General features: G+C 61.7%; 12 protein-coding genes. 7 read left to right on the forward strand and 5 right to left on the reverse strand.

The features are described 5' to 3' along the window. The first annotated feature begins 30 nt into the window (after positions 1-30). The 3 genes from M1D68_RS09705 (at position 31) to M1D68_RS09715 (ending at position 2,937) form a co-directional block, all read left to right on the forward strand. Positions 31-816, forward strand: a complete 786-nt coding sequence (locus M1D68_RS09705) for a sulfite exporter TauE/SafE family protein (protein ID WP_434563435.1) — start codon at positions 31-33, stop codon at positions 814-816. Positions 817-885: 69 nt separating this feature from the next. Continuing rightward, the gene (locus tag M1D68_RS09710; protein WP_457970160.1) at positions 886-2,244 is read left to right on the forward strand and encodes an erythromycin esterase family protein; all 1,359 of its coding nucleotides are present in this window, start codon (positions 886-888) and stop codon (positions 2,242-2,244) included. Between the two features lie 135 nt (positions 2,245-2,379). Further along, the gene (locus M1D68_RS09715) at positions 2,380-2,937 is read left to right on the forward strand and encodes a DUF4174 domain-containing protein (protein ID WP_420764833.1); all 558 of its coding nucleotides are present in this window, start codon (positions 2,380-2,382) and stop codon (positions 2,935-2,937) included. A 61-nt stretch (positions 2,938-2,998) separates the two neighbouring features. Here M1D68_RS09715 and ampC read toward each other — a convergent pair whose 3' ends face one another. Next, a complete protein-coding gene (ampC, locus tag M1D68_RS09720; RefSeq protein WP_457970162.1) occupies positions 2,999-4,144 on the reverse strand; it encodes a class C beta-lactamase in 1,146 nt (381 codons plus the stop codon). A gap of 227 nt (positions 4,145-4,371) precedes the next feature. On the opposite strand from ampC, the gene M1D68_RS09725 reads away from it, so the two are divergent. Further along, on the forward strand, positions 4,372-5,271 hold the full coding sequence (locus M1D68_RS09725) for a Dyp-type peroxidase (RefSeq protein ID WP_434563441.1): 900 nt from the start codon (positions 4,372-4,374) through the stop codon (positions 5,269-5,271). Positions 5,272-5,348: 77 nt separating this feature from the next. Continuing rightward, complete coding sequence (locus M1D68_RS09730) at positions 5,349-6,095, forward strand: SDR family oxidoreductase (protein ID WP_420764557.1); 747 nt, start codon at positions 5,349-5,351, stop codon at positions 6,093-6,095. 115 nt (positions 6,096-6,210) lie between these two features. Here M1D68_RS09730 and mapR read toward each other — a convergent pair whose 3' ends face one another. The 3 genes from mapR to M1D68_RS09745 form a co-directional block, all read right to left on the reverse strand. After that, positions 6,211-7,620 carry a GntR family transcriptional regulator MpaR gene (gene mapR, locus M1D68_RS09735; protein WP_420764556.1) on the reverse strand — a complete coding sequence of 470 codons (1,410 nt, stop codon included), beginning with the start codon at positions 7,618-7,620 and terminating at the stop codon, positions 6,211-6,213. Positions 7,621-7,658: 38 nt separating this feature from the next. After that, positions 7,659-9,071: a cytochrome c oxidase accessory protein CcoG gene (gene ccoG, locus M1D68_RS09740; protein WP_434563446.1), complete on the reverse strand. Its 1,413-nt coding sequence runs from the start codon at positions 9,069-9,071 to the stop codon at positions 7,659-7,661. Positions 9,072-9,634: 563 nt separating this feature from the next. After that, the gene (locus M1D68_RS09745) at positions 9,635-9,871 is read right to left on the reverse strand and encodes a DUF3203 family protein (RefSeq protein ID WP_420764554.1); all 237 of its coding nucleotides are present in this window, start codon (positions 9,869-9,871) and stop codon (positions 9,635-9,637) included. Between the two features lie 131 nt (positions 9,872-10,002). Between M1D68_RS09745 and M1D68_RS09750 the strand changes: the two genes are divergently transcribed. Then, entirely contained in the window at positions 10,003-10,503 is a 501-nt protein-coding gene (locus M1D68_RS09750; RefSeq protein ID WP_434650631.1) for an MgtC/SapB family protein, read from the forward strand. 136 nt (positions 10,504-10,639) lie between these two features. Here the strand turns inward: M1D68_RS09750 and M1D68_RS09755 are convergent, their stop codons facing one another. Next, the gene (locus tag M1D68_RS09755; RefSeq protein ID WP_434563450.1) at positions 10,640-10,804 is read right to left on the reverse strand and encodes a hypothetical protein; all 165 of its coding nucleotides are present in this window, start codon (positions 10,802-10,804) and stop codon (positions 10,640-10,642) included. Between the two features lie 207 nt (positions 10,805-11,011). Here M1D68_RS09755 and M1D68_RS09760 point away from each other — a divergent pair, with 207 nt between their 5' ends. Next, positions 11,012-13,009: an alpha-1,4-glucan--maltose-1-phosphate maltosyltransferase gene (locus tag M1D68_RS09760; RefSeq protein WP_445571621.1), complete on the forward strand. Its 1,998-nt coding sequence runs from the start codon at positions 11,012-11,014 to the stop codon at positions 13,007-13,009. The last annotated feature ends 138 nt before the right edge of the window (positions 13,010-13,147 follow it).

The raw sequence follows: 13,147 nt of genomic DNA on the forward strand, positions 1-13,147 counted from the left end.
TTTTCACGCGGTCGCGCTGAGACGGGTTTGATGGATTTCGGTAATTTCGGTTTAGTCGTAGCGGGCCTGGTGGTCGGTTTCATCGTCGGGATGACCGGCGTGGGTGGCGGATCGCTGATGACCCCCATTCTGCTGTGGTTCGGCATCAACCCCGCGACGGCGGTGGGTACGGACCTGCTGTACGCGGCCATTACCAAATCCGGCGGCGTGCTGGTTCACGCCAAGAACCGCAATATCGACTGGTCCATCACCGGTTGGCTGACCTTGGGCAGCGTGCCGGCGGTCGGGCTGACCCTGTGGTTCCTCAGCAGCCTGAACAGCTCGCCAGACGCGATGAACGCAGTCATCAAGCAAGCACTGGGTTTTGTGTTGTTCGCCACTGCCCTGGCGATCCTGTTCAAGAAACGCCTGCTCCAATTCGCCCACGATCGCGCAGGCGGCCACTACAACCCCAGCGGCTCACGGCTCAACGTACTCACTGTGATTACCGGCTTGGTGCTGGGCACGATGGTCGCGTTGACCTCCATCGGCGCCGGCGCCCTGGGCACTGTCGCGCTGTTCATCCTCTATCCGTTCCTGGTCACCAGGCGCCTGGTGGGGACCGAGATCGCCCACGCCGTGCCGCTGACCCTGGTGGCCGGCCTGGGCCACGCAAGCATGGGCAACATGGACTGGCACATCCTCGGCTTCTTGCTGATCGGTTCACTGCCGGGCATTTACCTGGGCAGCCATTTGTCGGGACGTATTTCCGATGAACTCCTGCGCCCTTGCCTGGCGGTGATGTTGGCGATGATCGGCTTCAAACTGGCGTTCTGATTTGCTCGGAGTCATGGGCCGATAGGCATAGTCATACCTGTAAACCAGGTACTGATGAGGCCACGATCCATGAACAGCCCAGCCAGAGATCTGCTGCAACGCCTGCGCCGTCGTCGCGTCGAACCTCGCTCCGACATCGCCGACATCCTGCGTCATCACGCCGAACCGCTGCCCGCCGAGGACAGCCCGGCGTTTGGCGAGATGTTCGATCGCTTTGCCGACGCGAAGGTCTTGCTGATCGGCGAAGCCAGCCACGGCACCCAGGACTTCTACCGCACCCGCGCGGCCATCACCCGGCACATGATCGAGCATCACGGCTTCGGGATCGTCGCCGTCGAAGCCGACTGGCCCGACGCCGGGCAAATCGACCGCTGCGTGCGTGACCTCGGACCCTCGGCCTGGAAACAGCGGGCTTTCGCCCGGTTTCCAAGCTGGATGTGGCGCAACACCGACGTACAATCCTTCGTCCGCTGGCTGCGCGACTACAACCTGGAGCAGCCGGACGATCGGCGCGTGGAGTTTCGCGGGCTCGACGTCTACAGCCTGCGACACTCGATCGACGAAGTGCTCAACTACCTCGATAAGGCACACCCCCACCTGGCCCGCGGCGCCCGGCATCGTTATGGTTGCCTGACGCCTTGGCACGACGACCCGGCGCTTTACGGTCATTTCACCGAACGCGGCAACCTGGCGACCTGCGAGGACGCGGTGGTCGAGCAGCTCAATACGCTGCTCGCCGAGCGCCTCGATCCCCTGATCGAGGATGACGAGAGTTTCTTCAGCGCCATCCAGAACGCCCGGGTCGTGCGCGCCGCCGAACAGTACTACCGGGCCATGTATCGCGGCGGAAAATCGTCCTGGAACCTGCGGGACCGGCACATGTTCGACACCCTGCAGAGCCTGATGGAACATCGTGGCCCCGATGCGAAAGCGGTGGTCTGGGCGCACAACTCCCACATCGGCAATGCCGCCGCGACCCGCATGGGTTGGGAAGGTGAATTCAATATCGGCCAGTTATGCCGCATGGCTTACGGCCGCGACGCGGTGCTGTTGGGCATGGGCACTGATCATGGCAGTGTGGCGGCGGCCGATGACTGGGACTCACCGATGAAAATCAAGCAGGTGCTGCCCGCATTGGCCGGCAGTTGGGAGCGGGAATTCCTGAATGCGGGTGTTCGCGCATCGCTCACGGACTGGCGGACTAATCCTGACGAGGCACTGCTGGACGCATTGTCCGAGCCCCTGCTCGAACGCGCTATCGGCGTGATCTACCGCCCTGAAACCGAACGCCAGAGCCATTACTTCGAAGCCGTATTGGCCGAGCAGTTCGATGCCTGGCTCTGGTTCGAGCAGACCGAAGCGGTCACGCCATTGCCAACACCTCACACGCTTGAGCACGAGGAAGACACCTTCCCGTTCGGCCTTTGAGCGCCTCGTGACGCGGTTGCGCTATGGGGCCGGTGGCCTAAGCTCAAGGCAGGCAGCTGCGGTAACGGGCGACTCTCGCGGAACAATCGCCGCCATGTGCAATCAGTACAGCGTAAATATCAAAAGGAGAGGCGCATGCTTATTCGGTCGTTGACCTTCGCTACCTTGCTGGCCTTTGCTGGCCCCTTGTTCGCCGCTGATGGCGACTCGCCCCTGGTGGCGGAGGTGGGTAAGACCCGCCCCTTGATCATTATCGCGCCCAGCTCCGTCGACCCTGCATGGTCCACGTTGAAAGCAGAGCTCGAAAAGCCAGAGGGCAAGCAGGGATTCTCCGAACGAAACATGATGCTCTACACCGTTTTCAACACCATCGGGAAACGTGATGGCAAGGATCTGGACCCGCAAAGCACCATGGCACTGATCCGTTCTCTCAAGCTGGGAGCCGGTGCGCTGCCCAAGATCATCCTGGTGGGCAAGGATGGGGAAAAGAAGCTTGAGCATTCCGGCGCGATCACATTGAGCGAGCTGTTCGATGCTGTCGACAAATTGCCTGCGGCTGAAAAGGAAGCCGTGGCGCCAACCCCGCTACCCGAGCCAGAACCCGCGCCGGCCAAGGACGCGAAAGGCGCCAAGCCGGGCAAGGCGGCCAAGCCCACCAAGCCCGCGGCCGCGCCGAAGGCGCTGGAGGATTGACCCTCTATAACGCCGAATTTACGTGGCGAGGGAGCAAGCCCCCTCGCCACAAAAGCAGACTTCATTGTCGTTCCAATGCCGCCAGGATTTTGTGCGCGGCCTTTATCCGTTCTTCGATCGGGTAGTTCTTGTTCGCCAACATCACGATCCCCAAATCCTTTCCAGACACGAGCGCCGCGTATGCGCCAAAGCCGTTGGTAGAGCCTGTCTTATTGATCCAGCTGCCGTCCGGCGCCGGGCGGGGCGGGTTGAGCGGTTCGACTTTCTGTGGGGTCAGGGCCATCTGCGGGGTATTGCCGGCGAGCAGGTCATCCACGGTGAACGGGGCAGGGTAGAACTCCCAGCCCAAGCCCTGCGTCATCCCGCCGACCCGATAGAAACCCATGTGGGTCGTGGCGATGGCTTGCTTCAAGGCTTCGTCCAGCTTTTGCGGTCGCAGGTTGGCCTCGACGAAACGAATGAGGTCCGCTGAGCTGGTCTTCACACCATACGCCTCGGAATCCAAGGCGCCAGGTCCGACCCGCACGGGCTTGCCATCCTTTGCATAGCCCTGGGCGTATCGGCCCGATTGGTCTTGCGGCACCCGTACATAACTGTGTTTGAGGCCCAGCCCCGGCATCAGCGTTTGTTCCATCACGTCATCGAACGACCGACCCAGGGCGCGGGCCGCCAGATGGCCAAACAGGCCGATGCTCGGGTTCGAGTAGAGCCGTTGGGTGCCGGTCGGGTAGAGCGGTTTCCAGGACTTGTAATAGCTGAACATCCTGTCGGCATGGTCTGCATCGTCGGGAAACTGCAAAGGCAGCCCGCCCGCCGTGTAGGTAGCGAGATCGAGCAGGCGGGTGTTTGCCAGCGCTGCTCCGTTCAGCTGCGGGGCATAGCGACCGGCGGGATCCGACAATTGCAACTTGCCTTGGGCCTGGGCATAGGCGCCGAGCGTGGCGGTGAAGGTCTTGCTGATCGAGCCGACTTCGAACAGGGTCCGGTCGGTGACGGGCTTTCTCGTGTCCTTGGAGGCAACGCCATAATTGAAGAACTGGCGCTGGCCGTTGTGGGTGATCGCCACCGCCATCCCCGCGATGTCCTGCTGTTTCATCAGGGGCTGGATAACGGCATCGACAGTTTCTTCAAGGCGTTCCTGGGCGACGCCGGTAAAAGAAAGGATCAGGAAAAAGCTCCCGGCGAGTATCGATTTGGCAATGTGCATGATGGACCGCTCTCGTTGGCCTTCCTTGAGGGACGGTCAATCTAGGGCGTTTTTTGCTGCCCGGCAATCCGCAGCAACGGATGCAGGCTGGGTTCCGAGCTGTCTGACAGGGACGTGGGAGCGTTCCCACAAAACGGTCCCGTCGACCGAAGGGCCCTGTCCTCAAGCGAAGCGACACAAAGCGGCCGCCGCCGGGTAAACTCGCGACTCTTTCCGAAGGAGTTCCCATGAGTTACTACCAGCCCGGCATTCTCGCCACCCCTGTTCCGCCTCAGGCCCGTCATCTGTTTTTTGCCCTGGAATCGGTCGAGGCACTGCCGGCTGCGATCGATAAATTGTTGCTGCAATTGGATGGCCGCGCGGTCGTCGGGTTTGGCGAGTCGTTGGTGCAAGCGTTGGGCGCCGAGGTCAAGGGGCTGCGGGCATTTCCTGCCCTGGCCGGTGTCGGCGTCGATAATCCCTCGACCCAGCACGCGCTGTGGTGCTGGTTGCATGGCGAGGATCGCGGCGAGCTGCTGCACCGCAGCCGCGCCATCGAAGCGGCCCTGGCGCCGGCCCTGCGCCTGGTGCAAATGAACGAAACCTTCCGCCATATGACCGGCCACGACCTGACCGGCTACGAAGACGGCACCGAAAACCCCCACGATGACGCGGCCGTCGCCGCCGCCCTGGCCCAGGGCGCCGACGGACTGCGCGGTGGCAGCTTCGCCGCGATCCAGCAGTGGCAGCACGATCTGGACGGGTTCGCGGCGATGCAGTCCCACGAACGCGACAACATCATGGGCCGTCGCCTGAGCGACAACGAGGAAATCGAAGAGGCGCCGGAGTCGGCCCACGTCAAGCGCACGGCCCAGGAAAGCTTTGCACCGGAGGCTTTCGTCGTGCGCCGTTCCATGCCTTGGATCGAAGGCGATCGCGCTGGGCTGATGTTCCTGGCGTTCGGTTTCTCCCTGGATGCCTTCGAAGCGCAACTGCGCCGCATGAGCGGCCTCGAAGACGGCATTACCGATGGCTTGTACCGCATGAGCCGGCCGATCACTGGCGGGTATTACTGGTGCCCGCCGCTGCTGGACGGGCGCCTGGACCTGCGCGCACTGGCTCGCCAGTCGGTGTCATCGCCCCGGTAAACCGGCCGCGTTGTGCAAATCGTCGGGTCAACGCTATTCTTGGGCCCGACGTGTTTGCGTGGAACGGGAGAGCAAGCGTGGATAAAGTCATCGTCATCACTGGTGGCGGGCGCGGGATCGGAGCGGCCACGGCGCTGCTGGCGGCGGATCAGGGCTATCACATCTGCATCAACTACCAGTCCGATGAAAACGCCGCTCAGGACATCCTCGAACAGGTCCGGGCCAAGGGTGCGCAGGCCATTGCGGTGCGGGCCGACGTGAGCATCGAAGATGAGGTGGTCGGCCTGTTCAGCCGCGTCGACGCCGAATTGGGCCGTGTCACCGCCCTGGTGAACAACGCCGGTACGGTCGCCCACAAATCCCGGCTCGATGAAATGTCCGAGTTCCGCATTCTCAAAATCCTGAAGACCAATGTGCTGGGGCCGATCCTGTGTGCCAAGCATGCGGTGCTGCGCATGTCGCCCCGCCATGGCGGGCAGGGCGGCAGCATCGTCAACGTCTCGTCGGTTGCCGCCCGTTTGGGCGCGCCGGGGGAATACGTCGACTACGCGGCCTCCAAGGGCGCACTGGATACCTTCACCGTAGGCCTGTCCAAGGAAGTGGCCGGCGAAGGCATTCGCGTCAACGCCGTTCGCCCGGGCTATATCTACACCGATTTCCACGCCCTCAGTGGTGATCCTGAGCGGGTCAGCAAGCTGGAATCGGCGATTCCCATGGCGCGTGGCGGGCGTCCGGACGAAGTGGCCGAAGCGATCATCTGGTTGCTGTCGGACAAGGCTTCGTATGCGACGGGGACGTTTGTTGACCTTGGTGGTGGGCGCTGAGAACTGGGCGGTCTGCCCTGGCCTCATCGCGAGCAAGCTCGCTCCCACAGGGGATTGCGTTCCAAATGTGGGAGCGAGCTTGCTCGCGGTGGCGGTAGTGCTGGCAAATCAAATATTAGAACGACCGGATAATCCGCCCCAATGTCTCCATCGCCTTTTCCGACGCCTCAGTCCAAGGCCCGCCATAGTTCAGCCGGATGCAATTCCTGAAACGTTGGGTCGGTGAAAAGATCGGCCCGGGAGCGATGCTGATGCCTTGCGCCAATGCCATCTGGAACAGCTTCAGCGAGTCGATCTGCTCCGGCAGTTCCAGCCAGAGGAAATAGCCGCCCGCCGGCTGGCTGACGCGGGTCTGGGGCGGGAAATAGCGGCCGATGGCGGCGAGCATGGCGCTTTGCTGTTCTTCCAGGGCGTAGCGCAGCTTGCGCAGGTGCCGGTCGTAGCCGCCGTGTTGCAGGTAGTCGGCGATCGCGGCCTGGGCCGGCATCGAGGCGCACAGGGATGTCATGAGCTTGAGCCGTTCGATCTTCTGCGCATAGCGCCCGGCGGCGACCCAGCCGACGCGATAACCCGGGGCCAGGCTCTTGGCGAACGAACCGCAATGCATCACCAACCCTTCGGTGTCGAACGCCTTGGCTGGTTTGGGAGCCTGCTGGCCGTAATAGAGTTCGGCATAGACGTCGTCCTCGATCAACGGCACCTGGTGTTGGCGCAACAGCTCCACCAACGCTTGCTTGCGCGCCTCGGGCATGGTGGCGCCCATGGGGTTCTGGAAGCTGGTCATGCACCAGCACGCCTTGATCGGATGGCGCGCCAGCGTCTGTTCCAGCACGTCCAGGTCGATCCCGTCACGCGGATGCACGGGGATTTCCACGGCCTTGAGCTTCAGCCTTTCCAGCACTTGCAGGCTGGCATAGAACGCAGGGGCTTCGATCGCCACGAGGTCGCCGGGCTCGGTCACCGCTTGCAGGCATAGGTTCAAGGCTTCCAGGGCGCCGTTGGTGACCAGCAATTGCTCCATGGGCAACATCAGCCCACCGACCATATAGCGCAAGGCGATCTGGCGGCGCAGTTGAGGATTGCCCGGTGACATGTCGGTCACCACCACGCGTGGGTCCATGTCCCGGGTCGCGCTGGACAACGAGCGGGACAGCCGCTGCAACGGAAACAGCATGGGGCTGGGGAATGCAGAGCCGAACGGTACGGTGGCGGGATCCTTGATCGAGTCGAGCACCGAAAACACCAGTTCGCTGACATCGACTTCAGTGGACTCTTGCACCTGGCTGCTGATGACCGGCTCGCAGAACGGGCGCGGTGCAAGATTATTGACGAAATAACCGGAACGCGGCCGGGCCCGGATCAGGCCGCGTCGCTCCAGCAGGTAATAGGCCTGGAAAACAGTGGACGGGCTGACGCCGTACGTTTGGCTGGCGTAGCGCACCGACGGCACGCGCTGGCCGGGCCCCAGCATGCCGGAGCGGATCAGTTCAGCGATGTCATCGGCGAATTTTTCGTAGCGTTTCATGGCGGGCCCGGTCATAAGGGACATTGCATCTTAAAGGTTCACCGATTCATCGGCGCGACAAAACGGCTCTTGGCCACGCTGTAGACTTGCTGCTCGTCACTGTCGGCAACCTTGAAGGTCATTTCCTGGGAACCGCTGCGTGGCCGTTCGCTGAGCATCGCCACCGAGACTGGCACGTCGACGATTTCCCCCGGCGCCAGGCTCAGGCGTGTCTTGCCTTGCAGGACAAAGCCGTCGCCGTCCACCAGGGACAATTCATACGCCTGGTGTTGCTGGGTCTTGTTGATGATTTTCAGGCTATAGATGTTTTCGATCTGGCCCTGGCTGTTTTCACGGAACAGCCCACGGTCCTTGCTGACATCCAGCGACACCATGGGGCGCTCCGCCAGCGCCACCGCCAGGGCACCGATCATGACCAGCAGCACCGCCGTGTAGCCCACCAGCCGTGGCCGCAGCAGATGCGTCTTGCCTCCTTGCAGTTGATGCTCGGAGGTGTACTTGATGAGGCCACGGGCGTAGCCCATCTTGTCCATGATCGAGTCGCAGGCGTCGATGCACGCCGCGCAACCAATGCATTCCATTTGCAAGCCATCGCGGATATCGATGCCGGTGGGGCAGACCTGCACGCACATCTGGCAGTCGATGCAGTCACCCAGTCCGACATCGGCGGGATCGACCTCGCGTTTGCGTGGCCCGCGAATGTCACCACGGGCCACGTCATAGGAAATGGTCAAGGTGTCCTTGTCGAACATCACGCTCTGGAACCGTGCGTAAGGGCACATGTGCATGCACACCGCTTCGCGCAGCCAGCCGGCGTTGAGGTAAGTGGCCGCGGTGAAAAACAGCACCCAGAACAGGCTGACGCCGCCGATCTGCAAGGTCAGCAGTTCCTCGGCCAGGGGGCGGATCGGGGTGAAATAACCGACGAATGTCAGGCCGGTGAGCAGGCTGATGACGAGCCACAAAGTGTGCTTGGCCGAGCGCCGCAGGAGTTTGTTCAAGTCCCACGGCGCGGCTTGGAGTTTGATGCGCTGGTTGCGTTCACCTTCGGTGATTTTCTCGACCCACATGAAGATCCAGGTCCATGAGCTTTGGGGGCAGGTGTAGCCACACCACACGCGCCCTGCGAACACGGTGATGGCGAACAGGCCGAACGCGGCGATGATCAGCAGGGCGGACAGCAGGATGAAATCCTGGGGCCAGAAGGTCGCGCCGAAGATGTGGAACTTGCTCTCGGAAAGGTCCCAGAGCACCGCTTGGCGGCCGCCCCAGTTCAGCCATACCGTGCCGAAGAACAACAGGAACAGAATGCCGGCACCGCTGATGCGCAAGGTGCGGAACAAGCCGGTAAAGCTGCGGGTGTGGATCAGGTTGTCGGTGGTTCTGGACTTTGTTTTTGTGGGCGTGGGGTCGAAGGTCTGTATCAGTTGGGCGGGGATTCTTTCGCTCATGGTCGGTCGCTCATCAGCCGCTATCTGGCTGGGGCACTATGACCATTGAACTGTTTGCATAACAGGCTCAGGTGGGTTGATAAAAACCGGATCAGATGCGATGTAGCCCTCGCTTTGCGGCAGTTTGATGCGACTTCCGGATTGGTGTGTATATCCATCTCTGCGGTTGGTGGCTACTGACGGTTCCGCCCTTACGGCGGCTTACTTTTTTTCAGACGCCAAAAAAAGTAAGCAAAAAAGGCTTCGCCCCACCACTCGGCACCTCGCCTAGGCTCGGCGTTCCCTCACTCCGGCATTGCTCCGTGGGCCCGCCGCGATGGGCCATCCATGGCCCTGCGCGGCTATCCCGGCATCCATGCCGGGATACCCACTACGCAATACCTGCGTTCGGCCAGCGTGGTTAACGGGGCGTTCACGATCAAAAGCCGAAGCGAGATCAAGAGCAAGGCAAGATCAAAAGCAAAGCAAAATCAAAAGCAACGCAAAATCAAAAGCAACGCAAGATCAAAAGCGAGGCAAAATCAAAAGCAACGCAAGATCAGAAATAAGAGCCAAACGAGCCGTCAGATGACCGAATCCCCGTCCGTTGCCTTCAGATTCTGCCGCCCGTCAGCCGCCCCAGCCACGATCAGGGCATCGACCTGCGCTTCGGTCAGGTAGACCCGCCCGCCATTGAGTTCCACCGCCGACATGGCCTTGTCCGGGTCGGTGATGATGGTCAGCTCGCTGGCCGGGCGAAGTTCCGGCCCGTTGGCGGTGTCGAAATGGCAGGTCTGGTGGTCATCGATACGTACAGTCATGGTACTGCTCCTTCCTGTATGCCTGAACGTTAGGCGCCTCCCGATCGGCAGGGTTCTTCGTGGCTGATCAGCGGTCGCACGTCTCGCATCGCTTGCGGTCAATCGTTTATCGAGTGAAGAGAGGAACGTTCATGGATTCGTGGTGGGATGAAGTCTGGATGACGCTGCAAGCGGAGTTCGCCGACATCGCCGATGCCCAGCAAATGACGCGGGTGACGGTGCGCCTGGTAATGGCTGCACTGTTGGGAGGCATTTTGGGGTTCGAGCGTGAGCACAAGGGCAAGGCCGCCGGGGTGCGCACCCACATGCTGGTGGCGCTGGGCGCCGCGCTGTTCGTGCTGGTGCCGCAAATGTCAGGGTCAGAGGCCGATGCGATGAGCCGGGTGATACAGGGCGTTGTCGCCGGGATCGGTTTCCTCGGCGCCGGTACCATCTTGAAAAACGCGGATGCAGATGAAAGCCACGTCAAAGGCCTGACCACCGCGGCGGGCCTGTGGATGACCGCCGCCATTGGCGTCGCCGCCGGGCTCGGCCGGGAAGCGACGGCGGTGCTCAGCACCGTTCTGGCGCTGGCAATCTTCAGTGTGATGCCAGTGATTGTTCGGGCATTGGAGAGGGACGAGAAGCTGTAAGGCATTCGCCGGGCTGTGCGCAAAGTCCTTGTGGGAGAGCTAGCTCGCCATAACGATGTGTCAGTCACCTCTGGCTTCGCTGACCTGACGCTATCGCGAGCAAGCTCGCTCCCGCAGGTTCACTGCGGCTAGGCTTTCAAACCCGCTCCGGCGGCGCCTCGCTTGGTGGATCGCCCTGGGGCGGCTGCGGGTCCAGCGGCGGGTCTTTTTCCGGAATCGGCTCGGGATCGGGACCCGGTGGCGGCAGGTTGGGGTCGTCGATGTTCGGATCGGGTGTTTCGGCCGGGATGGGAATGGTCATCGGGTGGTGCCTCCAGGACGCAAGTGGCTTGAGTCATGCTTGTCTGGTTGACCACCGTTCGACGGGTTTGATTCCCCGCTGCCGGCCAGCAAATCCCGCTGAACTTTTGGCTGCCGGTCCGGTTCGGAGCTTAAGTGAGTTAATCAGGACCCGTTGGGCCTTTACCGCCACAAACGCGTCCATGGGGCGTAAAAGGAGCGATGCTCGATGACTGCCGAACAGCCGACCGACCTGGAATACAACCCGCATCTGCCGTTGTCCCAGGCCTTGTTGTTGCCGCGTATTGCGATTGAAGACACCATGCCAGTGATTGACGGCGGGCAATTTGCCGCCAAGGCCCTCGCCGGACAGGACGTGACGGTGACCAGCAAGGTGTTCGCCGATGGCCACGATAAATTGGCCGTGCGAATCCGTTGGCGTGCCTTGGAAGATGACATCTGGAACAGCGAGGTCATGGCCGAGCTGGGTAATAATGGCTGGCGTGGCCAGTTCACGGTACCGGCCGTCGGACGCTACGTGTTCTGTATCGAAGCCTGGTTCGACCAGTTCGCCAGCTTCCGCTATGAATTGGAAAAAAAATACGCCGCCGGTGTGCCCATCAGCCTGGAGCTGCAAGAGGGGCGCAACCACGTGCAACAAGCCGCCGAGCGTAGCGACGGCGAATTGAGCGAACAGCTGGCCGCGTTGCACCACGAGCTTTCGGGCCTGCTGCCTGAAGAGCAAGTGGCGTTGTTTCTCGCGCCACGCAGTGCCGACTTGATGTCCCTGGCCGATCACCGGCCTTACCTGAGCATCAGTCCCGAATATCCACTGGACGTGGAGCGCCAACTGGCCGAATTCGCCAGTTGGTACGAACTGTTCCCCCGTTCGATCACCGATGATCCCAAGCGTCACGGCACGTTCAACGACGTGCATTCGCGCCTGGCGGTGATCCAGGACATGGGCTTCGACGTGCTGTACTTTCCGCCGATCCATCCGATCGGCCGCAGTTTCCGCAAAGGGCCGAACAATTCCCTGACCGCCGGTCCGGACGATCCAGGCAGCCCATATGCCATCGGCAGCGAGGAGGGCGGCCATGAGGCGATCCATCCTCAGCTGGGCACCCGCGAAGATTTCCGACGCCTGGTGGCCGCGGCCGCCGACCATGGCCTGGAGATCGCCCTCGATTTCGCCATCCAGTGTTCCCAGGACCACCCCTGGCTGCAGCAGCATCCGGGCTGGTTCAGCTGGCGGCCGGACGGCACGATCAAATACGCGGAGAACCCGCCGAAGAAATACCAGGACATCGTCAACGTCGATTTCTACGCCGCCGATGCAATCCCCAGCCTGTGGCTGGAACTGCGGGATATCGTCGTCGGCTGGGTCAACGAAGGCGTGAAGATATTCCGTGTCGACAATCCTCACACCAAGCCGTTGCCGTTCTGGCAATGGCTGATCGCCGACGTTCGTGCGCAGCACCCAGAGGTGATTTTCCTCGCGGAAGCGTTCACCACCCCAGCGATGATGGCGCGACTGGGCAAGGTCGGTTATTCCCAGAGCTACACCTACTTCACCTGGCGTAACACCAAGGCCGAGCTGGCGGCGTATTTCACCGAGCTCAATGAGTCGCCTTGGCGCGAATGCTACCGGCCGAATTTCTTCGTCAACACACCGGACATCAACCCAGCGTTCCTCCATCACTCGGGACGCGCGGGTTTCCTGATTCGTGCGGCGCTGGCGACCATGGGGTCGGGCCTGTGGGGCATGTATTCGGGCTTTGAACTGTGCGAATCGGCGCCGGTGCCAGGCAAGGAGGAGTACCTTGATTCGGAGAAATACGAAATCCGCCCGAGGGATTTCACCGCGCCGGGCAACATCATCGCCGAAATCGCCCAGCTCAACCGTATCCGTCGCCAGAACCCGGCGTTGCACACGCACCTTGGCCTGAAAATCTACAACGCCTGGAATGACAACATCCTGTACTTCGGCAAGCGCACACCGGACGGCAGCAATTTCATCCTGGTGGCGGTGAGCCTCGATCCGCATAACGTCCAGGAAGCGAATTTCGAATTGCCGTTATGGGAGATGGGCCTGCCGGACGACGCCCAGACCCAGGGCGAGGACTTGATGAACGGCCACCGTTGGACTTGGTATGGCAAGTACCAGTTCATGCGCATCGACCCGGCTTACCAGCCGTTCGGGATCTGGCGGATCAGCGTGGCATAAAACAAAAGTGAGCGGATGAAGTGCTTTTGTGGCGAGGGAGCTTGCTCCCGCTGGGTCGCGCAGCGGTCCTCTAAAAGCGATGAGCGCTTCGCACTCAAGCGGGAGCAAGCTCCCTCGCCACGTACGTCTCGCCAGCCA

Source organism: Pseudomonas sp. R4-84, assembly GCF_054130985.1.

Bases quoted from the DNA above. Each gene is read 5' to 3' on its own strand.
- M1D68_RS09705 (WP_434563435.1), top strand. From the start codon at position 31: ATGGATTTCGGTAATTTCGGTTTAGTCGTAGCGGGCCTGGTGGTCGGT.
- M1D68_RS09725 (WP_434563441.1), top strand. From the start codon at position 4,372: ATGAGTTACTACCAGCCCGGCATTCTCGCCACCCCTGTTCCGCCTCAG.
- M1D68_RS09755 (WP_434563450.1), bottom strand. From the start codon at position 10,804: ATGACCATTCCCATCCCGGCCGAAACACCCGATCCGAACATCGACGAC.
- mapR (WP_420764556.1), bottom strand. From the start codon at position 7,620: ATGAAACGCTACGAAAAATTCGCCGATGACATCGCTGAACTGATCCGC.
- M1D68_RS09745 (WP_420764554.1), bottom strand. From the start codon at position 9,871: ATGACTGTACGTATCGATGACCACCAGACCTGCCATTTCGACACCGCC.
- M1D68_RS09715 (WP_420764833.1), top strand. From the start codon at position 2,380: ATGCTTATTCGGTCGTTGACCTTCGCTACCTTGCTGGCCTTTGCTGGC.
- M1D68_RS09710 (WP_457970160.1), top strand. From the start codon at position 886: ATGAACAGCCCAGCCAGAGATCTGCTGCAACGCCTGCGCCGTCGTCGC.
- M1D68_RS09760 (WP_445571621.1), top strand. From the start codon at position 11,012: ATGACTGCCGAACAGCCGACCGACCTGGAATACAACCCGCATCTGCCG.
- M1D68_RS09750 (WP_434650631.1), top strand. From the start codon at position 10,003: ATGGATTCGTGGTGGGATGAAGTCTGGATGACGCTGCAAGCGGAGTTC.
- ampC (WP_457970162.1), bottom strand. From the start codon at position 4,144: ATGCACATTGCCAAATCGATACTCGCCGGGAGCTTTTTCCTGATCCTT.
- ccoG (WP_434563446.1), bottom strand. From the start codon at position 9,071: ATGAGCGAAAGAATCCCCGCCCAACTGATACAGACCTTCGACCCCACG.